The organism is Agromyces flavus, assembly GCF_900104685.1.
Lineage (GTDB): Bacteria > Actinomycetota > Actinomycetes > Actinomycetales > Microbacteriaceae > Agromyces > Agromyces flavus.
Window position 1 is genome coordinate 3,548,876 of the sequence record NZ_LT629755.1, and the last position, 24,914, is coordinate 3,573,789.

Consider the following 24,914-nt stretch of genomic DNA (forward strand, 5'->3'; position numbering starts at 1 on the left):
GACGCGGCGCCGCCCCGGTCCGGGCGCGCCCTGACGCCGGGCCGAGCGCCGCCTCGGTACTCTCCGCGTATGGACTCGAGCCCCCGTGCCATCCGTCACGCCCGCCGACCCCGCCTCGCTCCCGCCGCCGCGACCGCGCTCACTGCGGCCGGCGTCGCCGCCGCGCTCGCCGCGTGCTCGCCGAGCGACACGCAGAACGAGCCCACATCTGAGCCGCCCGCCACCACCCCAGTCGAGACGACCCCGCCTCCCGAGAGCGAGATGCCTCCGGCATCCGACACCCCCACCGGCACGGCCGACCGCGCGCTCGACGCGCTCGACGCCTACGCGCTGTGCCGCGCGCAGACCTACGCCTTCTATCCCGGCGACTTCGCGCTGCTGGAGTATGCACCGTTCACCGACGCGACCGTGCTGCAGCGCGATGACGGCGACTGGTTCGTGTACATCGAGGTCGACGACGGCAACCGCCCGGCCGACCTCGTCGAGTCCGGCGGCAGCGAGTGCATCGTGGGCGGCACGGTCGGCGAGCCCGAGTGGCAGTCGTTCGGCACGATCTCGCGGGATGTCGCGGAGGACTCGATCGCGAACTACAACCGCCCGCCGGCCCAGCCGTAGTGAGCCGCGCGCATCAGGTCGGCACGCCCGGCGCGGCGGGCGCCTGCGGCCCGAGCCAGTAGTCGGGTGCGGGCAGCATCACGCCGCCCGAGGCCGCCCAGATGACCACGAACGCATAGATCGCAACGAGGATCGCCAGCGCGCCGAGCCCCATCGCGACGGGTACGACACGCGATACCGCGACGCCCTCGCGACGGTACCGGGGGATCGCCATCCACGGCACCCACATCGCCGCGGCGCCGAATCCCGCGATCCACACGGTGCGCAGCGCCTGGCCCTCGAGCGGCGCGAAGAGCGCGATGGCGAGGGCGCCCGCGCCGAGCAGCAGTCCGGCCCAGGCGAAGAACCGCGCCATGCCGAGTCCGCCGACGTCGTACTGGTCCTGCCACCAGGGCGTGGGGATGTCGCGCCGCTCGGCGTCGCCGTCGTCGTCGCGCGGTGCGGGATCGGTCATGGGTCGATCGTAGGGCGCAGCCGGCCGGAGACGCCCCACGCCGCCCGGTCGCCGACGAGCCGCGAGGAGTAGCATCCGTCATCGAACCCCGCCCACCGAGGAGGAGCACGATGTCGAAGCGGATCTGCGTCACGGGCGCGTCGGGGCTCGCGGGCCGGGCGGTCGTGCACGACCTGCTGGCCCACGGCTACGAGGTGCTCGCGACCGACGTGGTCGCCCCGTCGCACCTGCTGCCCTCGCGCGAGTCGCGAAACGACCTCGTGTACACGCGGGCCGACCTGACGGACTTCGGCGACACCATCGAGGTGCTCACCGGCGTCGACGCGGTCGTGCACCTCGCGGCGATCCCGGCGCCGGGGCTGTTCACGCCGGCGCGAACGCTCAACGTGAACGACGCGATGAACTCGAACGTCTTCCTCGCCGCGGCGCAGCTCGGTCTCGAGCGCGTCGTCTGGGCATCGAGCGAGACGACGCTCGGGCTCGACTTCGGCCCCGACAACCTGCCGTGGTACCTGCCCCTCGACGAGGACCATTACCCGAGGCCGACCACGACGTACTCGCTGTCGAAGGTGCTGGGCGAGACCATGGCCGAGCACGTCTCCGCGTGGTCGGGCATCCCGTTCGTGGCGCTGCGGTTCTCGAACGTGATCGACCCTGCGCGCTACGACGAGTTCCCGGGCTTCGAGGAGCGGCCCGAGTCGCGACGCTTCAACGCGTTCGGCTACATCGACGTGCGCGATGCCGCCCAGTCGGTCCGGCGCGCCCTCGAGGCCGACGTCACGGGCGCACGCGCGTACGTCATCGCGAACCCCGACACGGTCATGTCGCGGTCGACGAGCCGACTGGTCGAGGAGTTCTTCCCCGGCGTCGAGCTGCGGAAGGACTTCGGCGAGCACGAGTCGCTGTTCTCCATCGAGCGGGCGCGGGCCGAGCTCGGCTTCGAGCCCGAACACGGATGGCGCGGCAACTCGCCGCTCGACTGACCGGCCGCGATCGGGCTCAGGCGGCCACCATGGCTCAGCCCGCCATCCCGAGTTGCAGCGCAGCGGGGATGAACGAGACGGCGAGGATGCCGAGCGCCGCGACGCCGAGCATGAGTCCCGCGGTCGCCGGGCCGCTGGTGCGGTGCCCGCTGCGGCGGGCGCCATCCTGCACGAGTGCGCCGACCACGACGGCGATCACGGCCACGGCGGCGAGCCAGCCGGTCGCGGCTGCCGGCCGGGTGGGGGTGACGAAGGAGGCGGCAGCCGTCGCGAGGCCGAGCACGAGCGACGCGATGCCGAGCACGCGCAGCACGCCGCGCACCGCCGGCGGGTCGGCGGGCGTGCCCGGCGAGGCGGCAGGACCGCGTGCGACGGCCGTCATCGCTTCCCCCTTCCGGCACCCGTGATCGCGTCTCGCCTCAATCCTCCCGCCGCTCGACCCGCGGATCCGGCGAATCCGGGGCGCGGACGGTTGCGATCCGATCACGACGATTGCGATCCGGTCACGACGGTCACGACGAGGTCACGAGCAGGTCACGAGGAGGTCGCGATCACGAGGCAGGGGCCGCGAGGCGAGATGCCGACGATGGCGGCCGGGGTCGGTCAGTCCGTTGCGTCGGGCGGGGGTGCGAGCGGGCCGACGCGGTCGAGTTCGACCACCGGGCGCAGGCCTGGATGCCGTTCCAGGAGCGCGGCGGCGAGCGGCATCGACTGGCAATCGGCCAAGATGAGCGTGGCGTCCTCGAGCAGGGCCACCTGGCGTGGGCGGCCGAGGTCCGGCAGCGCGCGTCGGGCTGCGCCGAGCCCGGCTCGGACGCCTCCCGACCGCGCGGCGCCCACGACCGACGCGGCGACCCGACGTGCCCGTCCGACCAGCCCGTCGCCGCTCGCCGCGTCGACCGCGGCCGGTCGCACGACCGTCACGTTCGTCCCCTGCGTTCCCCGGGGCTCAGCGGCGAGGGCGGCGATGCCCGGGTCGGCGGTGAGCAGCTGGGTCGGCGCGCCGAGCCGACGGGCGGCGTCCAGCTCCGCCTCGACGTGGAATCGGCGCCAGCTCGACACCGCAGCGACGACGATGCGCTCGGGCGGCGTCCGAGTGGCGTCCAGTCCGGGGGTGAGCGAGGGGTCCGCCACGGGCGAGACCGCGCCGTCCACGCCGTACGCACGTGCGAGTCGCTGCCGGACGGCGTCGAGCCCGTACCGTCGGTCGAGCTCGGCCCGCGCCCCGTCGAGGTCGAGCGCGCCGAGCCCGGCCGAGAGGTCGCGCCACGCGTCGACGAGCTGGTCGGGCGACTCCTCGACGTCGACGAAGCGGCCGACGCGGTCCTCGACTCCGGCGAGGGCCTCCTCGGGACCGCCGCTGCGGGTGACGATGACGGGCAGCCCGGCCGCCACCGCCTCGGGAACCGCGAGGTGGAACGTCTCGTAGGTGCTCGGCGCGAACAGCACGTCGTGGCTCGGGAGTTCGGCGAGGAGCTCGCGATGGCCGAGGACCCCGTGCAGGTGCAGCCGGTCGGCGACCCCGGCCTCTCGCGCGATGGCGTCGACCTGGTCGCGCAGCGGGCCGGTCCCGTACATCGAGAGGGTCACCTCGGGGTTCTCGCGAGCGGCGATCGCGAACGCACGAGCGAGCCGGAGGACGCCCTTGCGCTCGATGAGCCCGCCGATGAAGACCCATCGGTGCAGCGCGGTGGGCGGGGAGGTGCGTCGCGGTGCGCCCGCGAAGTCGACGGGGTTCGCGAGCACCTGGACGCGACCGTGCGGATCGTCGACACGGTCGAGCACCTGGGCGCGCACCAGTTCGCTGACGCAGAACACCGCGTCCGCGCGGTCGATCAGTTCCGCGTAGTGGTCGCGCGCCTGCGGCTGGGCGAGCACGTCGCGCAGCGTCGTGGAGTGCTCGGTGGCGACCACGCGGGCGCCCGGCTGCGCGAGGCGTGCGGCGAGCAGTCCGCCGAAGTACCCCACGTGCCCGTGCACGGCGGGCGACGCGAACTCGCCGAGGGCGCGACGGACGTCGCGGACGAGCGCCTCGCCCCGGCGCCCCCAATCGTCACCGCCGACGGTGAGCACGGGGACACGGTGCACGGGTCCGCTTCCGCCGCTCACCCGGGTGCCCGCCGTGCGGCGGAGCGCATCGAGCGTCGCGTCGAACGCCGGACGCAACCGAGCGGCATCCGCCGCGGCCCCGGCTCCCCACTCCTCGCCGTGCACCACCTGCAGTCCTCCGGCGCTCCGGATCCCGTCCAGCTCCGCGGCCAGTCGCGCCTGCTCGGCGACGAAGGAGCCCGCCATCCGATGGTGGTTCGTCGGATACCACGGGGTGGCGACGGTGAGGCCGAACGCGGATGGGGCGGGAGTGGCGGAAGTCACGGGGTCACCATACCCAGCGCACACACAGCCGACCGCTATTCGACAGGTGTAGAATTGCGGGAACGACGAAGTGAAAGGAGCCATCGACATGGCACGCGTCAGCGGAAAGGTCGCACTCATCAGCGGAGGAGCCCGGGGCATGGGGGCGTCGCACGCCCGCCTGCTCGTCCAGGAGGGCGCGAAGGTCGTGATCGGCGACCTGCTCGACGAGGACGGCACGGCGCTCGCCGCCGAGCTCGGCGAGGACAACGCCCGCTACGTGCACCTCGACGTCACCGACTACGCCGAATGGGAGGCCGCCGTCGCCGCGGCCACCGAGGCGTTCGGCCGGCTCGACATCGTCGTGAACAACGCCGGCATCGCGAACTTCGGGCCGATCGAGGACTACACGATCGACGCCTGGCAGAAGATCATCGACATCAACCTCACGGGCGTGTTCTACGGCATCAAGGCCGCCATCCCCGTGCTCAAGGAGTCGGGCAAGGGCTCGATCATCAACATCTCCTCGACCGCGGGCCTCCAGGGCTACGAGGCCCTGCCCGGCTACAACGCCGCGAAGTACGGCGTGCGCGGGCTGACCAAGAACGCGGCGCTCGACCTCGGCCGCTACAACATCCGGGTCAACTCGGTGCACCCGGGCGTCATCCGCACGCCCATGACCGAGGACCTCGACACGCCGCAGAACCACGTCGCGCTGCACCGGGTCGGCGAGCCGATCGAGCTGTCCAACCTCGTCCTGTTCCTCGCGAGCGACGAGTCGAGCTTCTCGACCGGTGCCGAGTTCGTCGCCGACGGTGGCGAGACGGCGGGCCTCGCGCACTACGAGAGCTGAGCCTGCGCAGGTCGGCATGACGATCGACGGGCGGATGTCGCGACCTCGCGTCGCGCCATCCGCCCGCGCTCGTTCAGGGCCTGACGAGACCGAGCTCGATGAGGCTGCGCGCCGAGGCGAGCACCGCCTCCTCGCGAGGGCGCGGCGTCCAGCCGAGCACCCGGGTCGCCTTCTCGTGCGAGGCATCCTTGCGTCGGCCGAGCTCGGGCGCGAGCGATCGCAGGTCTGCGTTGAACGGCGCACCGACGCGCACGACCCAGTCGGGCAGCGTCCGCTTCGTCACGCGGCGGGCGGCCTCGCCGAGCTCGTCGCGCAGCACGGCGGCCAGCTCGGGGTAGGTCAACGCGTCGCCCGACACGGCGATGAACCGTTCGCCCGCGGCATCCGGATGGCGCATCGCGCGCAGGTGCAGGTCGGCGACGTCGCGCACGTCGACCGCGTTGAACGACGCGCGCGGCAACGCGGGCACCCGGCCGTCGAGCAGCATGAGCAGCAGCGCGAGCGAGCTCGACAGGTCTGGACCGATCGCCGGGCCGAACACGCCGCCCGGGTTCACGACCGCGAGCTCGAGCCCGCCGCCCTCGCGCGCGATGAAGTCCCACGCCGCGCGCTCGGCGAGCGTCTTGGAGCGCGCGTACGCGCCGACACCGGCCCGGTCGGGATCCGTCCAGTCCGCCTCGGTGAACCGGTGGCCGGGGTGCGGTCCGTAGCCGACCGCGGCGAACGACGAGGTCTGCACGACCCGCCGCACGCCCGCGTCGCGCGCGGCATGCAGGACCCGGAGCGTGCCCTCGCGAGCGGGACGGATGAGCTCGTCCTCGTCCCTCGGCTGCCGGGTCGGGAACGGGGAGGCGACGTGCAGCACGTGCGTCACGTCGCGTACCGCGTCGGGCCAGCCGGCGTCGTCGAGCAGGTCGGCCCCGACCACATCGACGTCCGAGGGGTCGGCGCCGCCGAGCCGCACGAGCGCGCGCAGGTCGTCGGTCCGTCGGAGGTCGCGCACGGTCGTGCGGACTCGAGCGCCGTCGGCCAGGAGCCGGATGATGCAGTTCACGCCGATGAAGCCGGTTCCGCCGGTGACCAGGATGAGTTCGTCGCTCATGGGCGCCTCCCGGTCGGGACTCTACTCCGCCGCAATCGCGGGTCGAGGGGCGACGCCGTGGGTAGGGTGACGGCATGAGCCGAGCGGATGCGCTGCCGCCGATCGCCCCGGCGGGTGGATCGGCCGACGCGCCGAACGGCGGCCCCGCCGGGGCCGAGGTCGCCGCAACCGCGCCAGACGACCCGCGCCTGCTCCGGACGCGCGCCGCGCTGACCGACGCCCTCCTGCGACTTCTCGAGCGCATGCCGCTCGACGAGATCACCGTCGCCGCCCTGTGCCGCGAGGCGGGCGTGCACCGCACGACCTTCTACGGGCACGCGCCCAGCGTGCATGCCTTCGCGCTGACCGTGTTCACGCAGGACCTCGACCAGCTCACCGCGGTCGCGGCCGAGCCCACCGAGACGCCCGAGCACCTCGCCGAGCGCTACTTCGACTCCCTCACGCGCGTGCTCGACCACGTCGCCGACGAGCGCGTCGGCTACCGGGCGCTGTTCGGCTCGACGAGCCGCGGCGTCTTCCGGGCGGCCCTCGACGAGCGGATGCGGCGACGTGCGCGCGTCGCGCTCGAGGTGTGGCGCGCCAAGCGCGTTCCCGGCGCGCCCGTCGCCGACACGGCCGTCGACCAGGCGGCGGCGTTCATCGCGGGCGGGCTGGTCGGCGCGATCGAGGCGTGGGCCATGGGCGATGAGACGGATGCCGCGGCATCCGCTGCACGGATCGCGGCGCTCATGCCGGCCTGGTGGCCCCGACGCCGCTGACGCACATGCGCGAGGCGCCGGCGGCGACGCGGTGCGCGAAGCTTGCGGCCGGTGGCATCCTTGCCAGATGACCAAGGGCAACCACCGCGTGGCGGTGCTCGTGCTCGACGGCGCCAAGCCGCTCGATGTCGGCATCCCGGCCCAGACCTTCACGACGCGCGCGAGCATGCCGTACGAGGTGCGTGTGTGCGGTGCGCACCCCGGGCTCGTCACGGGCGGGGACGGGCTGTCGTACCACGTTGCCGACGGACTCGAGGCGTTCGAGTGGGCGGAGACGATCTTCATCCCCGGGTACCGCCATCCCGATCGCGAGGACCCGCCGGCCGCGGTCGTCGACGCGCTGCGGGCGGCGCACGACCGCGGTGCCCGGCTCGCCGCGATCTCGACGGGCGCGTTCGCGCTCGCCGCGACCGGGCTGCTGGACGGCCGGCGGGCCACGACGCACTGGCACTACACGCGCGCGTTGCAGGCGCGGCATCCGCTCGTCAGGGTCGACGAGAACGTGCTGTTCGTCGACGAGGGGCAGGTGCTGACCTCGGCGGGCGCGGCATCCGGCATCGACCTCTGCCTGCACCTCGTGCGGCGCGACCACGGCGTCGCGGCTTCGAATCACGCGGCCAGGCGGCTCGTCGCCGCGCCCTACCGCAGCGGTGGACAGGCGCAGTACGTGCCACGAGCGCTGCCCGAGCCGCTCGGCGACGTGTTCGCGGCGACCCGGCAGTGGGCGCTCGAGCACCTGCAGGAGCCGCTCACGCTGGGCGACCTCGCGCGCAATGCCAACGTGTCGGCCCGCACGTTCTCGCGGCGGTTCGTGGACGACACGGGCTACACGCCGATGCAGTGGATCCTGCGGGCGCGCATCGACCTGGCGCGCGAACTGCTCGAGCGCACGGACCTCGGCGTCGAGCAGGTCGCCGACCGGGTCGGACTCGGCACCGGCGCGAACCTGCGGCTGCACTTCCAGCGGATCCTCGGCACGTCGCCGAGCGAGTACCGGCACACATTCGCGGCGTGAAGGGCCGGGCCGGTGCGGCCAGGTGCGCCGCTCAGCGGCCGGCGCGGCTCCCCGTGAGCTCGCCGGTCCGTTGCGTGCTGCGGATGTCGCGCGCAGCCGACGCGGGCTGGGGTTGCACCTCGTGCGACGAGCCGGTGAGCAGGCGCACGGCCGCGTCGACCATGCGCGCGGCGATCACGCCGATGAGCGCGCCGCCGGCGTTCGCGACGAGGTCGCGCGGGTCGGAGATGCGGTCGGCCATGGGGATCTGCACGAGCTCGATGAGCAGGCTGAAGCCCGCCGCCATGATCGCGGGGACGACGAACGAGACGCCGCGCAACGCGAACGCGAGCAGTGCGCCGAACGGCACGAACATGAGCACGTTGAGCATCAGCTCGGACTCGAGCCCGGTGGTCCACGTCGCCCGTTCGAGCCAGAGCTCCCAGTCGAGCACGCCGTTCGGCGACTGGTAGCCCGAGCCCGCCCACGGCACCGGCCCGAGGGTCGCCCAGAGCACGACGGCGGCGTACAGGAAGAGCAGTACGGCGGCGGCTCGGGAGGGACGCATGCGTTCCATCATGTCGATTCCGCCTGAGCCGTGCCTCCGAGCCTCCTTTGTGCTTCCCATGTCGGTGCTGTGCGGTCGAGCGGATGGCGCGTCGCCCGCGTCGTGGCGAGATCCTTTCGCATGCTGTCGCTCAGGCCACTTCCGCGCCATCCGCTCGATCGCCAAGGTTGACGTCGGAAGAAAGGAACCACCCGCATGACTCGCATCGCCGTCAACGGATTCGGCCGCATCGGCCGCAACGTCGTCCGCGCCCTCGTCGAGCGCGACGCCGAGCTCGAGCTCGTCGCCGTCAACGACCTCACCGACCCCGCCGCTCTCGCGCGGCTGCTCAAGTACGACACCGTCGGCGGACGCTTCGGTCGCACCGTCGAGGTCGACGGCGACACCCTCGTCATCGACGGCCGCCGCGTGAAGGTGCTCGCCGAGCGCGACCCCGCGAAGCTGCCCTGGGGCGAGCTCGGCGTCGACGTCGTGCTCGAGTCCACCGGCCGCTTCACCGATGCGGAGGCGGCACGCGCCCACCTCGCCGCCGGCGCGAAGAAGGTCCTCGTGAGCGCGCCGGCCAAGGGCGCCGACGTGACGCTGGCCTACGGCGTGAACACCGACGCCTACGACGCCGACGAGCACGTGATCGTCTCGAACGCCTCGTGCACCACGAACGCTCTCGCGCCGCTCGCGAAGGTCCTCGACGACCTCGCCGGCATCGAGCACGGCTTCATGACGACCGTGCACGCGTACACGCAGGACCAGAGCCTCCAAGACGGACCGCACTCCGACCCGCGCCGCGCCCGCGCCGCCGCCGAGAACATCGTCCCGGCGTCGACCGGTGCCGCGAAGGCGATCGGCCTCGTGCTCCCCAACCTCGACGGCAAGCTCAACGGCGACGCGATGCGCGTTCCGGTACCGGTCGGCTCGATCGTCGAGCTCAACGCGACCGTGTCGAAGGCGGTCACGCGCGACGAGATCCTCGCGGCCTACCGCGCGGCGGCCGAGGGCCCGCTCGAGGGCGTGCTCGAGTACTCCGAGGAGGCGCTCGTCTCGAGCGACATCGTCGGCAACCCGCACTCGTCGATCTTCGACGCCGAGCTCACGCGCGTCGACGGCAAGCACGTCAAGGTCGTCGCCTGGTACGACAACGAGTGGGGCTTCTCGAACCGCGTGATCGACTCGCTGCAGCTGCTCGCGGCCTGACGCGAGCCACCGACTCCGGTCGGTCCGGGAAGCCGGTTCCCGGACCGACCGGCCAAGACGTCGCGCCGGCGGGGGAGTGGAGCCCCCGCCGGCGCGATCGTGTTTCCACGAGGTCGTCGATGCGATGTCGCTATCCGGCAATGACCTCGCGGATGGCGTCGATGACGACATCGGGCCGATCCACGTGGATGTCGTGGCCGGTGTCGTCGACCGCGACGACGATGCCGCGCGTCGATTCGGCGGCGAACTCCCGATGACCATCGCTGATGGCCGCCAGGGTGACCTCGTGGTACTCCGGCGGCAGGCCCGCCAGGTATGGCAGCGGCGGCGACTCGAGCACGATGACCGGGAGCTCGCCGAAGATCGGGCCGGGCTCGTCCAGCAGCGCCGCGATTTCCTCGTCGCACTCCGCGAGGAGGAGATGCTCGGCGTCCTGGGCGGGGTCGAACATGACCTCGTCGAGGTATCGGCGCTCCTCCGCCACCTCCGGTGATTCGTCGGGTGACTCCGCGGGCAATGCGGCCCGTTGGGCGGTACTGAGACGCGGCGTGTGCGGGTCGACGAGCACGATTCCTGCGACCCGTTCCGCCGCCTGGGCCACCAGCCCGACGGCGGGAAGCGATCCGCGCGAATGCGCGACCACGACGACCGGCTCCTCCAATCGCGCACCATCGAGCAGTGCGATGAGGTCTGCCACCTGGTCCGCCGTGGTGCGGCTGGACTCGGGCGGCGGGTCGCTGCTCCCCACGCCCGCCCGGTCGTAGGCGCACAGGTGGTGACTCTCGGCGGCGAACTGACGGGCCATCGGCGCCCAGTACGACAACGGCGGCCCCTGACCGGCGATGAGCAGGACGGTGGGCTCGCCGGCGACCGCGTCGCCCCAGCATTCCATGTGGAGCGATCGGCCCCCGATGTCGACCTGCTCGGAGTAGGTGGTGGGCTCGCTCGGGGCTTCCCACGCGCCGGACGCGTCCGATGGTTCGGTCGTCCGTGACGCATCGCTTCCCGCGGAGCATCCTGCCCCGAGAAGTGCGATCACGACCGCGACCGAGGCGGCGCACCGAGTGCGTGCCTCCATGCGCTTCATGTTCCTCTGCTTGGATTGCGCCCGCAATCGGTGCGTCATCCCGCTCGCCGGCGTGCCTCCTGAGTCGGCGTGTGATGGTTCCGTGCGTGATGGGTTCCGGATGGCTCACACGAGCGAAGCCTCACATGAGGCGGCCTTCACACGAGTCCTCGCCCAGCCCGACCGGAACGGGCATCTCTCTTCCGAATCGGGTGGAAAGGTATCCGGCGGATACCTTTCCACCCGATTCGCGAGAGGACACCATGTCGCGCGTCCGGGCGCAGCTCCTCGAGGGTGTTGCCGGCTCAATCCCGCCGTGAGCAACGTCCTAGCCCTGCGCGAGTCGCAGGGCTTTCTCGGTGAAGTAGTTCACCTCCCCGTCGGCATCCTCGACGCCGAAGAGGAACTTGCCCGACGAAGTCGCCCGGACATCGACGACGGCGCCGCGTCCGCGCGGCGTGAGGACCTCGGCTCCCGGCGTGAAGATGGTTTCGCTCATACGTCAGATCATGCGGGAGAGGTCGGGCGTTCCGCCTCCCTCGGGAGACGGATGGGTTGTCCTCAGTCGGCACGGCCGGCGGCGGGCCGCGTGTACCGGGTGCCCGGCGGGAGCTTGTCGACGGCGGCGCGCAGCGTGGGGCGCGGCATCCGCTCGGCTTCGGCGTCGAGGAAGGCGATGAGGCGCTCGGGGTCGACGCCGCCGAGGTGCCGTAACGCGATGCCGACGGGCTTGGCGACGACGGGGTCGGGGTCGTCCATGAGCAGCGATGCGAGCCGGAGCAGGTCGTCGCGGGCGGCCGCGTCGCCGCGGCGGAGGAAGCCGAGCGGGGCGGTCATCGCCGTGCGGCGGCGCAACGGGTCGGGCGATGCGGCGAGCTCGAAGAGCGGGTCGCGAGGGCGCTCCAGCAGGTACTCGCCGATCACGCGGGGTGCGGCCCGGTCGACCATGTCCCACGTGTCGATCGCGTCGTGCCGCCGCAGGTAGAGCTCGTACCGGTCACGGCGCACGTCGTCGGGCGCACCGCGCACCGCGAAGTCCATGACGCAGAACGCTGCCAGGCGCGGCTCGTACTCGGGCTCGTCGAGCAGCCGGTCGAGCTCGTCGACGGGCATCGCCGCGTACCGCTTCGTGATGTCGAACAACTTGCCCATGCGAACGCCGAGCACGGCGGCGCCACCGCGGTAGTGCTTCTGCGGGTACTGCTCGGGTCGCGCCGCCGCGCGAAGCTCGGCGAGGAGGTCGGCAGCGGTCGCGGACATGCGGTCAGGCTAGCGGCGGAAGACGAGCGTCTCGAGCAGCAGTTCGAGCGAGCGCTGCATCCGGTCGTCGGTCCAGGCGGCCGGGTCCTCGATCGACTTCACCTCCGAACCGCGGCAGTAGAGGTACAGGATGTCGGCGATGCGCGCCGCCTCGGCGCGGTCGACCTCGCCGGCGCCGGTGAGGAACTTCTCGTACGTGGCATCCGTCACCGATCGCACGACCTCGTACGCGCGACGGTTCGCATCGTGCACGTCGGCGATCACCTCGACCCAGAGGCTGCGCAGGACCTGCTCCTCGGGCGACGTCGAGCACATCCAGCGGGCGAGCTCGGCGAGACGGTCGACGCCGACGAGGTCGCCGAGGTGCGCGGCGCGCTCGTCGTCCCATCGGGCGCGGGCGTGCTCGAGCGCGTTCGCCATCAGGTGCGCGCGCGACGGCACGAAGTTCGTGATGTAGGCCGTCGACCGGCCGAGCCGCTCGGCCACCGCCCGCAGCGTGACCGCCTGCGTGCCGCGCTGCTGCGCGACCTCGATCGTGGCGCGCGCGATGTCGGCGAGGCGTTCGCCCTGGTCGACCTCGATCGGCATGTTGACAGCCTGCCACGGGGTGAGTACGTTCTCAAACACTGTTGTAAAACGCTGCTTTCTCATGGAGGATCATGACCACCAACGGCGGGATCTCGTTCTGGTGGCAGCAGCTGGGCGTGCCGACGCCGCGCCCGGCGCTCCCGGGCGATCGCGACGTCGACGTCGCCATCGTCGGCGGCGGATACACCGGGCTGTGGACCGCCTACGCCCTCAAGCGCGCCCAGCCCGACCTGCGCGTCGCCGTGCTCGAACAGCGGTTCGCCGGCTTCGGCGCTTCGGGTCGCAACGGCGGATGGCTCACCAACTCGGTCACGGGCGGCCGCGAGCAGTACGCGAAGACGCACGGCCGCGACGCGGCGATCGCACAGCAGCGCGCGCTCAACGAGACCGTCGACGAGGTGATCGCCGTCGCCGCGCGCGAGGGCATCGACGCCGACCTCCACAAGGGCGGCGAGCTCGAGGTCGCGTACACGCCTTCGCAGCTCGCGCGGCTCCGGGCGTTCGCCGCCTCCGAGCGGTCATGGCCCAAGACGGATGTCGTCGAGCTCGACGCGCGCGAGACGGCCGACCGCATCAACGTGGCCGGCGTGGTCGGCGGGGTGTGGCATCCGCACTGCGCCCGGTTGCAGCCGGCGAAGCTCGCGCGCGGCCTGGCCGACGCCGTCGAGCGCCTCGGCGTCGACCTCTACGAAGGCACGACCGTCACCGAGATCCGCCCGCGCCATGCGCTCACCGATCACGGCACCGTGCGCGCCGAGTTCGTGATCCGCGCGACCGAGGGGTTCACGCCCGACCTGCGCGGCGAGCACCGAACGTGGCTGCCCATGAACTCGTCGATGATCGTGACCGAGCCGCTCGCGGCATCCGTTTGGGAGGAGCTCGGCTGGGATGGACGCGAGACGCTCGGCGACTTCGCGCACGTCTACATGTACGCGCAGCGCACGGCCGACGACCGCATCGCGTTCGGTGGACGCGGCGTGCCGTACCGCTACGGCTCGCGCGTCGACGACGACGGCGTGACGCAGGCGCGCACGATCGAGAGCCTCACCGCGCTGCTGCACCGCTTCTTCCCCGCCGCGTCCGGCGCCGCGATCGAGCACGCGTGGTCGGGCGTGCTGGGGGTGCCGCGCGACTGGGCCGCGACGGTCGGGCTCGACCGAGCGACCGGGCTGGGCTGGGCCGGCGGGTACGTCGGCACCGGCGTCACCGCGACGAACCTCGCGGGCCGGACGCTCGCCGACCTCGTGCTCGGGAACGACACCGAGCTCACGCGGCTGCCGTGGGTCGGGCACCGCGTGCGCAAGTGGGAGCCCGAACCGCTGCGCTGGCTCGCGGTGCAGGCCATCTACGGTGCCTACCACGCAGCCGACCGCGCCGAGTTCCGGGGGCGGGCAACGACCTCGCCGGCGGCGCGCGTCGCCGACCTGGTCGCGGGGCGCTGAGGGCGCGCTGAGCGCGCAGCGTCGTCGGATGGCGGTTCCGTGCTCCGATTCGGCAGCCCGACGGGTCGCGCCGTGTCGGAGGCACCCATCAGACTGAGCGGGTGACTCGTCGTGGGCTGTTCCTGTTCGCTGCGCTCGGCATCGCGTGGGGCATCCCCTACCTGTTCATCAAGGTGGCGGTGAGCGAGCTCGAACCCGCGATGGTCGTGCTGGGCCGGTCGGCGCTGGCCGCCCTGCTGCTCATGCCGCTCGCGTTCTTCCGGCGCGAGGTGTGGCAGGTGGTGCGTCGGTGGAAGCCGATGCTCGCCTACACCGTCGTCGAGATCATCCTGCCGTGGTACTTCCTCAGCTCGGCCGAGCAGCGACTTCCGAGTTCGACGGCCGGCCTGCTCTTGGCGACGGTGCCGCTCGCGGGCGTCGCCATCGCGTTCATCATGGGTCGGCCGGAGCGGCTCACGCGACTGAACTGGCTCGGCATCGCGCTCGGCATGCTCGGCGTCGCGGCGCTCGTCGGGCTCGACATCGCCGGGTCCGACCTCATCGCCGTCGCCGAGATGGCGGTCGTCGTGATCGGCTACGCGCTCGGCCCGGCGATCCTCGCGCGCTGGATGTCCGACCTCCCCGGGGTCGGCGTCGTCGCCGTGTCGCTGGCCGCGACCGCGGTCGTCTACATTCCCTTCGTCTTCCTCACCGGTGCCTGGCCGACGGCGTGGCCGTCCACCGCGGTCGTCGTGTCGATCATCGTGCTCGCGGTGGTCTGCAGCGCGCTCGCGTTCCTGCTCATGGTGGCGCTCATCGGCGAGATCGGGCCGGTCAAGGCGACCGCGATCACCTACGTCAACCCCGCGGTCGCGATCCTTGCGGGCGTGCTGGTGCTGGGTGAGCGCGTGACGGTCTGGACCATCGTCGGGTTCGGCCTCGTCCTGGCCGGCTCGTACCTGGTCACGCGCAAACGGCAGGAGCAGGTCGCCGCCGAAGGCGTCGAGGAGGCGTGCGCCGAGCAGACGCTGAGCCCCGAGCAGCAGCCCTCTGGCGTCCGCGAAAGCTGAGAATTTCTCGTGGAATCCGTTCGCGCCATGCCCTCCGACGTAGCCTGAATGGCGGGGACGGACCGAGTCGGGACCGTCCCCGCCGCCCCCTCGGCCCTCCGAAGACGCGCCATGCGCCCGCGGCAGAGGGGACCACCATGACCGACCGAGCACTCGCCACCCGACCCCGCTCGGCGGCACCGAACAGCGACTTCACCGATCTCGCCCGCATGGTCAAGGCAGCCGGCCTCATGCGCCGGCGCTACGGCTACTACTGGACCAAGCTCGTCGCGCTCCCGATGCTCCTCGCGGGCGCGATCGCGCTGTTCGTCTGGATCGGCGACACCTGGTGGCAGATGTTCACCGCCGTGGCGTTCGCGGTGATCTTCACGCAGATCGCGTTCCTCGGCCATGACGCCGCGCACCGCCAGATCTTCCGGTCGGGCCGCTGGAACGACTGGATCAGCCTCGTGCTCGGCGACCTGATCATCGGCATGAGCTACGGGTGGTGGCAGCACAAGCACACCCGGCACCACGCCAACCCCAACCAGATCGGCACCGACCCAGACATCGACCTCCCGGTCATCGCCGTGACGCCGGCACGGGCGCAGCGGCCTCGAGCGGCCGTCGTGCGATGGACCATGGCCCACCAGGGCGCGTTCTTCTTCCCGATCCTGCTGCTCGAGGGCCTCTCGCTGCATGCGTCGAGCGTTCGTCGCGTGCTGGTGCGCGAGCACGTCGCGAGGCGTCCGATCGAGATCGCGTTCCTCACCATCCGGTTCCTGGGCTACCTCGCGCTCGTGTTCCTCGTGCTGTCGCCCGACAAGGCCGCGGTGTTCCTCGCCATCCAGCTGGGACTCTTCGGGTTCTACATGGGCGCCTCGTTCGCGCCGAACCACAAGGGCATGCCGCTCGTGCCCAAGGGCGCTCGACTCGACTTCCTGCGCCGTCAGGTGCTGATGAGTCGCAACATCCGGGGCAATCGGCTGCTCGACACGATCATGGGCGGCCTCAACTACCAGATCGAGCACCACCTGTTCCCCTCCATGCCGAGACCGCACCTGCGTCGAGCGGCGCGGATCATCGCCGCGTACTGCGCGGACCGCGGCGTCCCGTACACCCAGACCGGGTTGTGGGAGAGCTACGCCATCGTCGTACGGCACATCAACCGGGTCGGGCTCGGTGAGCGCGACCCGTTCGACTGCCCCCTGGTGCAGCAGCGCGCGTGCATCACGGCCGAGCCGCCTGCGCTCGGCAGCCGTACCCCGGTCACCTGAGCCCGGTCGCCATCATCGCGCTCGGTCGCGGTCGGGCGGAGCGGACCGCCTACGTGTAGTGCGACACGCGCGGCGAGAAGTCGATCTCCGATGCCTCCATCAGCACCTGCTCGGTGCGCTCGGCTGCCCGGGTCGCGATCTCTGCGGCATCCCTCGCCTGTGCCGACCCCGTGACCTCGACGCGGTTGCCGATGTCCTCGAGGATGCGGCCGATCAGGCGGGCGAGTCCGACCTTCAACTCGTGAAGGTTGGTGTTGCCGATCATGAGTCGCCGATCGGTCGTACTGAGGGTGACGCGCGAGTAGCCGGCGTCGATCAACTGCTGCGCGACGGCGGGGGCCTGGAGGAGTGCGATCTCCTGCGGGAGTGGTCGCCGCGTGAAGACCGCGGTGACGGTGTACCGCTCCGGGGCCTCGACCGTGCCGAGCGAGGAGGGCAGCTGGTCGACGAGGATGCGGTCGACGGCGAACGGCTGGAAGCGGCCGCGCTGCGGGAAGGAGGTGACGCTCATCGATCGGCCGATCCGGGAGGTTCGTCAGTGGAGTCGGTAGAGTCCGTGGACTCCGTGGGCGTCTCGTGCGGGCGCCACGCTGCCGTCGCACTGTCCATCCAGCGATCGCCCTCGGGCGCGGCGGAATCGAAGGCCGACCAGAACGCGTCGGCGCGCCGGTCGTCCTCGGCGGCCAGCGCGCGGTCGCTGGACGCGTCGGAGCCTGTGTCGGAAGGCTCGGCCTCCGAAGGGTGATCTCTGCTCATCTCCGGAGCCTAGGCCGCCGACATGTGCGCTCTCACAGGTTCGGTGTCGATTCCGACGAGGCCCGTTCGACGTCCAGAATGAAGGCGGATGGCCCGCCCCACCAGACCGAGGAGAACCCCATGCGCACCCTCATCGTCACCGAGTTCATCACCCTCGACGGCGTCGTCGACTCGCCCGGCGGCGGCGACCACCCTCGCGCCGGCTGGACCTTCAAGGAGGTCCCGTTCGTCGAGGAGGCGTACGAGATCAAGGGCCGCGAGCAGACCGAGGCCGGCGCGATGCTCATCGGCCGCGTCAGCTACGACGAGTTCGCGCCGGTCTGGCCGAAGATGGAGGAGTTCGCCGAGTACAACGCGATGCCGAAGTACGTCGTGTCGTCGACCCTCACCGACCCCGAGTGGAACAACACGACCGTGCTGCGGTCGCTCGACGAGGTCGCCGAGCTCAAGCAGGCCGACGGCGAGGGCACCATCCTCGTGCACGGCAGCCCGACGCTCGCGCAGGGCCTCGCCGAGGCCGGACTCGTCGACCGCTACCACCTGCTGGTCTTCCCCGTCGTGCTCGGCGACGGCAAGCGGCTGTTCAACGGGCGCGAGCAAGGCACGCTCAAGCTCGTCGAGCACGAGGCGTACTCCAACGGCGTCGTCAAGAACGTGTTCGACGTCGAGCACTGACGCGCGGCGTCGAGCGGATGGCGCGCCGCGACCCGACTCCAACGGGCGGGCCGCGGTGCGCGACATCCGCCCGGCCTCGGCTCAGTCGGCCGTCTCGCTCGTCGCCCGCCAGCCGACCTCGTCGCCGATGTCGAAGTAGTGGCGGAAGCTGTAGATCGTCGGATGCCAGGCCCGCGGGTCGACGTGGTCGGTGCCGGGAACCACGATCGCGGGGTCGGCGTGCACGCGCACGACCTCGGCCTCGACCATGAGGTAGTCGCCGAGTCCGGGCGTGGCCCGGCGCACGCGTGCCTCGAACTGCAGGCGGCACTCCGCGACGCGCGGCGGCGCGACCAGGTCGGACGGCTCGAAGCTCAGGCCCGACACCGCGAGCTTGTCGGGCTCGAACCGGTACCGGGCGGCCTTCGTCTCGGGAACCGGGTGGCGGCCCGTGACATCGGCCAGCTTCTCGACCGCGGGCCAGAGCTCGGGATGCGGGAAGCCGACCGTGAGCTCGGGCCGCTCGAGGAGGTTCCGCGCACTCTGGCCGTCGGTCTCGAGGCCGAGCACGAGCATCTGCTCGAGCGCCCAGTACGACGACGCGGGCGCGAGGTTCGCCGTGCCGTCGGCGTTGACGGTCGCGACCAGGAAGACCGGGGTGCCGACGTAGAGCACCTTCGGGCGGATGACGACGTGGCTCACGCGGCGCCGACCGATCCTGCCGCGGCCGGCACTCCGGCGAGCAGCTCCGCGAACACGTCGCGCGCGTCGTCGTGCGTCGCGAGCCGTGCGGACTGGCCCATCCACAGCGACTGCAGGTCGCTGCGCCCGGCCTTCTCCGCCTCGGCCCGGAAGCGCCCGGTCAGCCAGTTCTGCATCGGGAACGGCGCGATCGCGCCGGCCTCCTCGATCTCGCGCACGGCGCGGTTCGCCGCGCCCCGCGCCAAACGCCCGCTCATCGCGCGCGTGAGCACGGTGTCCTCGGCGGCGGCCTGCTCGATCGCCCGACGGTGTCCGTCGGTCGTCGCCGACTGCCGGGTGCGCAGGAACGCGGTGCCGACCTGCACGCCCCCGGCGCCGAGCGCGATCGCGGCCGCGACCCCGCGCCGATCGGCGATGCCTCCCGCCGCGATCACCGGCAGGTCCACCGCATCCACGACCTGCGGGATGAGCGAGATCGAACCGACGAGCACCTGTTCCGCTCGCCGCCGGAACGCCACGCGATGCCCGCCCGCCTCGAGCCCGGTCGCGACGATCGCATCGACGCCGCCGTCCGCGAGCGCGACGGCCTCGTCGACCGTCGTCGCCGTGCCGATGAGGCTGATGCCGCGCTCGCGCGCCCCCTCGACGACCTCGGCCGGTGGCACGCCGAACACGAAGCTCGCGACGGCCGGTCGCAACTCGAGCACGGCGTCCCACTGCTCCTCGAACGGCGGGAGGAACCGCTCGGGCGGCGCCTCGGGCACGCGCACGCCGAGCTCGTCGAAGATCGGCCGCACCGCCGCGACGGCGCGCCCGAACGCGTCCGGGGCGGGCGCGGCATCCGTCGCCAGCGGCAGCCAGAGGTTCACGTTGAACGGCGCGCTCGTCGCGGCGCGGATGGCGGCGCCCGTCGCGAGGATGCGCTCGGCGTCGTAGCCGTAGAGCCCGTACGACCCGAGGCCGCCGAGCTCGCTCACGGTCGCGGTCAGCTCGACTGACGACAGCCCGCCGAACGGACCGAGCACGATCGGATGCCGGATGCCCAGCAGCTCGGTCAGCCGCGTCGTCGCATCGGTCATGGGTGCCTCCTCGATCGGTCGCAGTGCGGGCGGATGCCGCGCGCGGCCGACGCACGCATCACTCCGTGCGTCGCGCCCCGCAGTTCCAGCACGTGCCGCCCTCGACGAGCGCCCCGCACTCGGTGCACGTCGCCGCGAGCCAGCACACGTCGCCGGTCACTCCATCCTGCTCCGGTTCGGGCCGCGACTCCGCACCGCGGGTCGCTCGAGGGTCATCCACACGCCCATTGTGACGCCGGAAGACCTCGGGAAGAGAACGGCGCCGCGTCACGTTGGCCCTCCCCATGACGACTCTCGGAATCATCGGAGCAGGCAACATCGGCAGCCAGGTCGCGCGTGCGGCGATCGCGAACGGGTACGACGTGGTCATCGCGAACTCGCGCGGACCCGAGACCCTCGCCGGGCTGGTCGACGAACTCGGCCCGAAGGCGCGCGCCGCGACGGCCGACGAGGCCGCGGCGGCTGGTGACGTGGTCGTGGTGACCGTGCCGTTCAGGGCGTACGACGCGATCCCCGTCGAGCCGCTCGCGGGCAAGATCGTGATCGACACGAACAACTACTACTGGGAGCGCGACGGCCACGTGGCCGAGCTCGACGAGGGACGGGCCACGGTCTCCGGCCTGCTGCAGTGGCACCTGCCCGACAGCCGCGTCGCGAAGGGTTTCAACCACATCATGGCCAAGGACATCACGACCGACGGCCGTCCGGCCGGCACGGCCGGGCGACGCGCGCTCGCGACGTCGAGCGACTTCGACGACGCCGCGGAGTTCGTGACGAAGCTGTACGACGAGTTCGGGTTCGACACCGTGAACGTGGGCCCGCTCGCCGAGAGCTGGCGCGTGGAGCGCGATCAGCCGGCGTACGTCGTGCCGCAGACGCGCGACGAGCTTGTGGCGAACCTCGCGAAGGCCGTGCGAACCGGCGAGGCCGCGGCGTAGCGGCGGCCCCTGTTCTCATCCTTCTTTCGCATGAGAATCCGGTCGATCGGCCCGCCTGGCGCCCCGAACCACGGATTCTCATGCGAAACGGCTGCGGAACGGCACGCGAACCCCGAAAACCGCCCGAAATCCGGCGGGTGCATACTGATCCCGACCGCCGCGACCGCACCCCGAGCCCCGTCGCCCGGCGGAGGCAGGAGATCGGATGAATCGGTTCGTCGGCTTCGACCAGGTCCGGGCGCTCCTCGTCTCGCACGTCGACAATGCGGGCATCTCGCGCGTGAAGGCGCTGCCGCACGGTCGGCTGCTCTCGGCGAGCACCTACGGCGTGACGAACTCGAACAGCGTGGGGTTCCTGTTCTCGGTCGACGACCACCTCAACGCGACGCCGGCGCTCGACCCGATCGTGGGCGACCTGCGCGGGATCGCCGACCTGTCGGCCGTGGCGATGCTCGACGCCGATTCGGGGCTCGCCTGGGCGCCCGCCGACCTGTATGCCCTCGACGGCTCGCCCCATCCGACGTGCACGCGCTCGGCGCTGCGCCGGGTGATCGACGACGCGGATGACTCGCGCCTGGGGTTCACGGTCGGCTTCGAGCTCGAGTGCACGGTCTTCCGAGACGAACCCATGACCACCTCCGGCGCTCCGACTCCGGCCACGACCGGGCCCGCCTACTCGACCCGGTCGCTGCTCGAGGTCGAGTCGTTCGCGCTGGCGGCCGTGGACGCGCTCGAGTTCGCCGGCGTGACCGTGCAGCAGTTCCATCCGGAGTTCGGCACCGGCCAGCTCGAGTTCGCGTTCGCCCCGCAAGACCCGCTTCGCGCGGTCGACGAGCTCGTGCTCGCCCGGGTCGTGCTGACCCGGGTCGCCCGAGCGCACGGCCTGCTGATCTCGTTCGCGCCCGTGCCGATCATCGGCGGCGCGTCGAACGGATGCCACGTGCACCTGTCCGCGGCGCGCGAGGGCCGTCGCAACGTGTTCGCCGAGCCGGCCGCGACGCACGGCGTCTCGGAGGAGGGCGGCCGCATCATCGCCGGCATCCTCGACCGGCTCGAGGAGGGCGTCGCGCTGCTCGGCGGGAGCGTGCTCTCGTTCACGCGGCTCCGGCCGCACTCGTGGGCGGGCGCCGACCTGTGCTGGGGGCCCGCGAACCGCGAGGCCGCGATCCGCTACGTGCCGGGCCAAGCCGGCATGGGCGCCGAGCAGGCGAACCTCGAGGTCAAGCCCGTGGATGGCGCGGCCAATCCGTACCTCGCCGTGGCGGCGATCCTCGCGTCGGCGTTCGATGGGGTCGCGCGCGAAGCGGTGCCGCCGAAGCCGGTCACGGTGGATCCGAGCACGCTCACGGCCGCGCAACGTCGTGGCCGCGGCATCCGCTCGCTGCCCGCTGACCTCGGCTCGGCGCTCGACCGGCTCGAGGCGAGCCAGTTCTTCCGCGGCGTGTTCGGTGACGTGCTGCTCGACGCCTACCTCGCGACCCGGCGCCACGAGTGGGAGGCGTACGGTGAGCGCCCGCCCGAGGAGGTCGCCGAGCTGGTGCGCTGGCGCTACTGAGCCCGATCGGGCGGATGTCGCGCCTCGCGCCCGACGTCCGGTCGTGGTCGGGGGACCGAGACTGCGGGTCGGACCGTCAGCCCTCGCCCTGCTCGTCCGTCGGGAGGCGTGTCGGCTCGCCGCCGATCCCCGCACCTTCGCCCTCGGGAGCATCGGCAGCGGTTTCGCTGTGCCGGGCGACCTCCTCGTCGTCGACCTGCGTCATGGGCAGGTCGTCGCGGTCGCCGTCCTTGTTGTCGCCCGGGTCCTGGAATCCCGTCGAGATGTCGGTCACGATGCGCCCCTTCCGTCGGCGTGTTGCCCTGCCTCCGGGCAACCGTGCCATGCGCACCGGTGCGCCCGGCAGGCGGTTGACACGCGCAACCCCCTGCGGGACCGACCGGCACCGCCGGATACTGGGCGGATGGCGATGCGGGGAGTCGTCGAGCATCCGGCTGGGCTGTCCTATCGAGACGCGCTCATCACGGTCGACGAGGAGGCGGACCTGCTCGAGCGGTTCGCGGAGCTCGAGCTGCGCCCGCTCGTGCTGCACGGCGTGCCATCCCGACGCCTCACTCGTGCGTTCGGCGTGGGCTACGACTTCGAGACGCGCGCGACGCGTGATGTGGCGCCGCTGCCAGATTGGCTGCTCGGGCTCCGCGCGATGGCGGCCGCGTTCGCCGGCGTCGCTGCCGACGAATTCGTCGAGGCCCTGGTCACCCGGTACCCGCCCGGTGCGACGATCAGCTGGCACAAGGACGTGCCGGTGTTCGGCAGCGTCGTGGTCGGGGTGTCGCTCGGCTCGGGGTGCGTGATGCGGTTCCAGCGCACGGCCGCGGGCGGGGAGCGGCGCGTCTTCGAGCAGCCGCTGTCGCCGCGATCGGCGTACGCGATGACCGGCGCCGCGCGCTGGGTCTGGCAGCACTCCATCCCGGCGGTGCCCGACGAGCGGTGGTCGGTGACGTTCCGGCAGCTGGCCGGCCGCAGGGGCTGAGGCGCCGGCGTCGTCGCACCGGGATGCTTCGCATTCCGCTCATGTCGATCCGACCTCATGCGAGGCCGCGCTGACATGAGGGATGGTGTCGTGCACCGCGCACGTCGCCGATGGCAGGTCGGGCCTCATGTGAGGCCGCGCTGACATGAGCCGGCTGGAAGGACTCCGCCGGATGACCGGGGCGCCAGAATCGGGCGCTGGAGCGTGTCGATCTCGCCCGCCCTCGTTCGACGACTGAGTAGAGACATCCGCTCAGGAACGCGACCCGAGGAGACGAGATCATGACCACGCCCCGAGCACTTCGACCGCTCCGCAACCCCGCCTACCGCTGGCTCGCCGCCGCGCTCGTGTCGTCGCTGATCGGCACGGGCGTCTGGATCGTCGCGCTCGTGTGGCAGATCGTGGCGATCGGCGGCGGCGCGGCCGAGCTCTCGCTCGTCGCGGGTGCGTCGGCCGTCGGCATGCTGCTGACGACCCTGCTCGGCGGGGCGCTCGCCGACCGGATGTCGCAACGACGCATCCTGCTCGTCGTCGAGGTGATCCGAGCGGCGAGCGTCGGCATGGTCGCGCTCCTGTCGCTCGCCGGCGCCCTCGCGACGTGGCAGCTCGCCGCGGTCGCGTTCGTCGGCGGCGTGCTGAGCGGCCTCTACTACCCGGCGTACTCGGCGCTGCTGCCGACCGTCGTGCCCGAGGACGAGCTGCTCGCCGCGAACGGGTTCGAGGGGATGGCGCGTCCCGTGCTCATGCAGGCCGGTGGACCCGCGCTCGCGAGCGCGCTCATCGCGGTCACTTCCCCGGGCGCGGCGCTCGCCGTGACCGCGCTGTCGGGGGTCGTCGCGGCGGCGTGCATCCTGCGCGTGCCGGAGACCGCGGGTCGCGGGGTGCAGGCGGCGACGGCCGGGGCCGGGTCCGACGTGCGAGGTGACGCGAACCCGAGTGACACCGAGCCCTCGAGCGCAGACGACGCAGCGCGCCATCCGGCCCTCGCCCTGCTCGTCGACGTGCGCGACGGCTTCGCCTACATGGTGCACACGCCGTGGCTGCTGGGCACACTGATGTTCGCGTCGCTGCTGATCCTGCTGATCATGGGACCGTTCGAGGTGCTCGTGCCCTTCGTGATCAAGGATGTCGCGCGCGGCGGTCCCGAGGAGCACGCGCTCGTGCTCGCGGCGTTCGGCATCGGGGGCGCCGTCGGGTCTGCGGTCATCGCGTCGCTTCGGATGCCGCGGCGCTACCTGACCGTGATGAACCTGCTCTGGGCGCTCGGCTGCCTGCCGCTCATTGCGTTCGGACTGACCGACGAGGTGTGGGTCATGGTGGTCGCGGCGTTCCTCGTCGGCGCGGCGTTCAACGGCGGCGTCGTCATCTGGGGCACGCTGCTGCAGCGGCGGGTGCCCGCCGAGATGCTTGGCCGCGTGTCGAGCCTCGACTTCTTCGTGTCGCTCGCGTTCATGCCGCTGTCGATGGCGTTGGCCGGACCGGCGGGGGAGTCGCTCGGGCTGCCGGCCGTGTTCCTCATCGCGGGTGCGGCGCCGCTCGTGATCGGAGTGGTCGCGATCGTGGCGGCGCGGATGACGCGCGACGAGCTCGCGAACCCGCTCGCGGAACCGCAACCGGAACCGGAACCGGCGACCGGGGCCGAGCGCTCGCCCGAACCGGAGCGCGAGCCGGAATTCGCCTCCGCGACACTCGCGACCGCCTGAGCGATCAGCCGGCACGGCGGAGG

27 protein-coding genes and 1 pseudogene are annotated in these 24,914 nt (G+C 72.1%); 14 read left to right on the top strand and 14 right to left on the bottom strand.

Translation table 11 applies throughout. The features are described 5' to 3' along the window. The first annotated feature begins 69 nt into the window (after positions 1-69). On the top strand, positions 70-615 hold the full coding sequence (locus tag BLT99_RS16835) for a hypothetical protein (protein WP_092675045.1): 546 nt from the start codon (positions 70-72) through the stop codon (positions 613-615). A gap of 13 nt (positions 616-628) precedes the next feature. On the opposite strand, the gene BLT99_RS16840 is transcribed toward BLT99_RS16835, so the two are convergent. Then, positions 629-1,069: a hypothetical protein gene (locus BLT99_RS16840; RefSeq protein ID WP_092675048.1), complete on the bottom strand. Its 441-nt coding sequence runs from the start codon at positions 1,067-1,069 to the stop codon at positions 629-631. Positions 1,070-1,179: 110 nt separating this feature from the next. Here BLT99_RS16840 and BLT99_RS16845 point away from each other — a divergent pair, with 110 nt between their 5' ends. Further along, positions 1,180-2,052, top strand: coding sequence for an NAD-dependent epimerase/dehydratase family protein (locus tag BLT99_RS16845; protein WP_092675049.1), 873 nt, complete (start codon positions 1,180-1,182; stop codon positions 2,050-2,052). 34 nt (positions 2,053-2,086) lie between these two features. Here the strand turns inward: BLT99_RS16845 and BLT99_RS16850 are convergent, their stop codons facing one another. After that, positions 2,087-2,434 (bottom strand): hypothetical protein, encoded by a 348-nt coding sequence (locus BLT99_RS16850; RefSeq protein ID WP_092675052.1) that lies wholly within the window; start codon positions 2,432-2,434, stop codon positions 2,087-2,089. A 221-nt stretch (positions 2,435-2,655) separates the two neighbouring features. Beyond that, a complete protein-coding gene (locus BLT99_RS16855; RefSeq protein WP_133988507.1) occupies positions 2,656-4,425 on the bottom strand; it encodes a glycosyltransferase family 4 protein in 1,770 nt (589 codons plus the stop codon). Positions 4,426-4,513: 88 nt separating this feature from the next. Here BLT99_RS16855 and BLT99_RS16860 point away from each other — a divergent pair, with 88 nt between their 5' ends. Then, positions 4,514-5,257, top strand: a complete 744-nt coding sequence (locus BLT99_RS16860; RefSeq protein WP_092675058.1) for a glucose 1-dehydrogenase — start codon at positions 4,514-4,516, stop codon at positions 5,255-5,257. A 73-nt stretch (positions 5,258-5,330) separates the two neighbouring features. Here the strand turns inward: BLT99_RS16860 and BLT99_RS16865 are convergent, their stop codons facing one another. Continuing rightward, entirely contained in the window at positions 5,331-6,359 is a 1,029-nt protein-coding gene (locus BLT99_RS16865; protein WP_092675061.1) for an NAD-dependent epimerase/dehydratase family protein, read from the bottom strand. Positions 6,360-6,433: 74 nt separating this feature from the next. Here BLT99_RS16865 and BLT99_RS16870 point away from each other — a divergent pair, with 74 nt between their 5' ends. Next, positions 6,434-7,117 (top strand): TetR/AcrR family transcriptional regulator, encoded by a 684-nt coding sequence (locus BLT99_RS16870; RefSeq protein ID WP_092675064.1) that lies wholly within the window; start codon positions 6,434-6,436, stop codon positions 7,115-7,117. A gap of 67 nt (positions 7,118-7,184) precedes the next feature. Beyond that, the gene (locus BLT99_RS16875) at positions 7,185-8,132 is read left to right on the top strand and encodes a GlxA family transcriptional regulator (protein WP_092675067.1); all 948 of its coding nucleotides are present in this window, start codon (positions 7,185-7,187) and stop codon (positions 8,130-8,132) included. 31 nt (positions 8,133-8,163) lie between these two features. Here BLT99_RS16875 and BLT99_RS16880 read toward each other — a convergent pair whose 3' ends face one another. Next, positions 8,164-8,679, bottom strand: a complete 516-nt coding sequence (locus BLT99_RS16880; RefSeq protein WP_157675024.1) for a VanZ family protein — start codon at positions 8,677-8,679, stop codon at positions 8,164-8,166. 195 nt (positions 8,680-8,874) lie between these two features. Here BLT99_RS16880 and gap point away from each other — a divergent pair, with 195 nt between their 5' ends. Then, positions 8,875-9,870, top strand: a complete 996-nt coding sequence (gene gap / locus BLT99_RS16885; RefSeq protein WP_092675073.1) for a type I glyceraldehyde-3-phosphate dehydrogenase — start codon at positions 8,875-8,877, stop codon at positions 9,868-9,870. 130 nt (positions 9,871-10,000) lie between these two features. On the opposite strand, the gene BLT99_RS16890 is transcribed toward gap, so the two are convergent. The 4 genes from BLT99_RS16890 to BLT99_RS16900 form a co-directional block, all read right to left on the bottom strand. Further along, entirely contained in the window at positions 10,001-10,762 is a 762-nt protein-coding gene (locus BLT99_RS16890) for an alpha/beta fold hydrolase (protein WP_157675025.1), read from the bottom strand. Positions 10,763-11,264: 502 nt separating this feature from the next. Beyond that, positions 11,265-11,435 carry a hypothetical protein gene (locus BLT99_RS17800; RefSeq protein WP_166670898.1) on the bottom strand — a complete coding sequence of 57 codons (171 nt, stop codon included), beginning with the start codon at positions 11,433-11,435 and terminating at the stop codon, positions 11,265-11,267. A gap of 62 nt (positions 11,436-11,497) precedes the next feature. Continuing rightward, positions 11,498-12,196, bottom strand: coding sequence for a DNA alkylation repair protein (locus BLT99_RS16895; RefSeq protein ID WP_092675079.1), 699 nt, complete (start codon positions 12,194-12,196; stop codon positions 11,498-11,500). Positions 12,197-12,205: 9 nt separating this feature from the next. Beyond that, complete coding sequence (locus BLT99_RS16900; protein ID WP_092675081.1) at positions 12,206-12,784, bottom strand: TetR family transcriptional regulator; 579 nt, start codon at positions 12,782-12,784, stop codon at positions 12,206-12,208. 71 nt (positions 12,785-12,855) lie between these two features. On the opposite strand from BLT99_RS16900, the gene BLT99_RS16905 reads away from it, so the two are divergent. From BLT99_RS16905 to BLT99_RS16915, 3 genes are all read left to right on the top strand, one after another. Continuing rightward, positions 12,856-14,226, top strand: a complete 1,371-nt coding sequence (locus BLT99_RS16905; protein ID WP_092675083.1) for an NAD(P)/FAD-dependent oxidoreductase — start codon at positions 12,856-12,858, stop codon at positions 14,224-14,226. 101 nt (positions 14,227-14,327) lie between these two features. After that, a complete protein-coding gene (locus BLT99_RS16910; protein ID WP_092675085.1) occupies positions 14,328-15,275 on the top strand; it encodes a DMT family transporter in 948 nt (315 codons plus the stop codon). Between the two features lie 137 nt (positions 15,276-15,412). After that, a complete protein-coding gene (locus tag BLT99_RS16915; protein ID WP_092675088.1) occupies positions 15,413-16,531 on the top strand; it encodes a fatty acid desaturase family protein in 1,119 nt (372 codons plus the stop codon). A 49-nt stretch (positions 16,532-16,580) separates the two neighbouring features. On the opposite strand, the gene BLT99_RS16920 is transcribed toward BLT99_RS16915, so the two are convergent. Next, entirely contained in the window at positions 16,581-17,042 is a 462-nt protein-coding gene (locus BLT99_RS16920; RefSeq protein ID WP_092675091.1) for a hypothetical protein, read from the bottom strand. Between the two features lie 365 nt (positions 17,043-17,407). On the opposite strand from BLT99_RS16920, the gene BLT99_RS16930 reads away from it, so the two are divergent. Next, a complete protein-coding gene (locus BLT99_RS16930; RefSeq protein ID WP_092675095.1) occupies positions 17,408-17,962 on the top strand; it encodes a dihydrofolate reductase family protein in 555 nt (184 codons plus the stop codon). An 81-nt stretch (positions 17,963-18,043) separates the two neighbouring features. Here the strand turns inward: BLT99_RS16930 and BLT99_RS16935 are convergent, their stop codons facing one another. Genes BLT99_RS16935 through BLT99_RS17710 form a run of 3 tightly spaced genes read right to left on the bottom strand, consistent with a single transcriptional unit; the run spans position 18,044 to position 19,942 of the window. Continuing rightward, positions 18,044-18,643, bottom strand: a complete 600-nt coding sequence (locus BLT99_RS16935) for a flavin reductase family protein (RefSeq protein ID WP_092675099.1) — start codon at positions 18,641-18,643, stop codon at positions 18,044-18,046. After that, complete coding sequence (locus BLT99_RS16940) at positions 18,640-19,722, bottom strand: NAD(P)H-dependent flavin oxidoreductase (protein ID WP_172802989.1); 1,083 nt, start codon at positions 19,720-19,722, stop codon at positions 18,640-18,642. Before BLT99_RS16940 ends, BLT99_RS16935 begins: the two co-directional genes overlap by 4 nt. Before the next feature lie 58 nt (positions 19,723-19,780). After that, complete coding sequence (locus BLT99_RS17710) at positions 19,781-19,942, bottom strand: hypothetical protein (RefSeq protein WP_157675026.1); 162 nt, start codon at positions 19,940-19,942, stop codon at positions 19,781-19,783. A 46-nt stretch (positions 19,943-19,988) separates the two neighbouring features. Between BLT99_RS17710 and BLT99_RS16945 the strand changes: the two are divergent. Both BLT99_RS16945 and BLT99_RS16950 read left to right on the top strand, forming a co-directional pair. Continuing rightward, positions 19,989-20,660, top strand: a pseudogene (locus BLT99_RS16945) (NADPH-dependent F420 reductase); the annotation flags it as partial. A 205-nt stretch (positions 20,661-20,865) separates the two neighbouring features. Continuing rightward, positions 20,866-22,215 carry a glutamine synthetase family protein gene (locus tag BLT99_RS16950; protein WP_092675104.1) on the top strand — a complete coding sequence of 450 codons (1,350 nt, stop codon included), beginning with the start codon at positions 20,866-20,868 and terminating at the stop codon, positions 22,213-22,215. 76 nt (positions 22,216-22,291) lie between these two features. On the opposite strand, the gene BLT99_RS16955 is transcribed toward BLT99_RS16950, so the two are convergent. Beyond that, positions 22,292-22,489: a hypothetical protein gene (locus BLT99_RS16955; RefSeq protein WP_092675106.1), complete on the bottom strand. Its 198-nt coding sequence runs from the start codon at positions 22,487-22,489 to the stop codon at positions 22,292-22,294. A gap of 129 nt (positions 22,490-22,618) precedes the next feature. Between BLT99_RS16955 and BLT99_RS16960 the strand changes: the two genes are divergently transcribed. Both BLT99_RS16960 and BLT99_RS16965 read left to right on the top strand, forming a co-directional pair. Further along, entirely contained in the window at positions 22,619-23,188 is a 570-nt protein-coding gene (locus tag BLT99_RS16960) for an alpha-ketoglutarate-dependent dioxygenase AlkB (protein ID WP_092675109.1), read from the top strand. 281 nt (positions 23,189-23,469) lie between these two features. Then, the gene (locus BLT99_RS16965) at positions 23,470-24,891 is read left to right on the top strand and encodes an MFS transporter (RefSeq protein WP_166670897.1); all 1,422 of its coding nucleotides are present in this window, start codon (positions 23,470-23,472) and stop codon (positions 24,889-24,891) included. Positions 24,892-24,914: the final 23 nt, after the last annotated feature.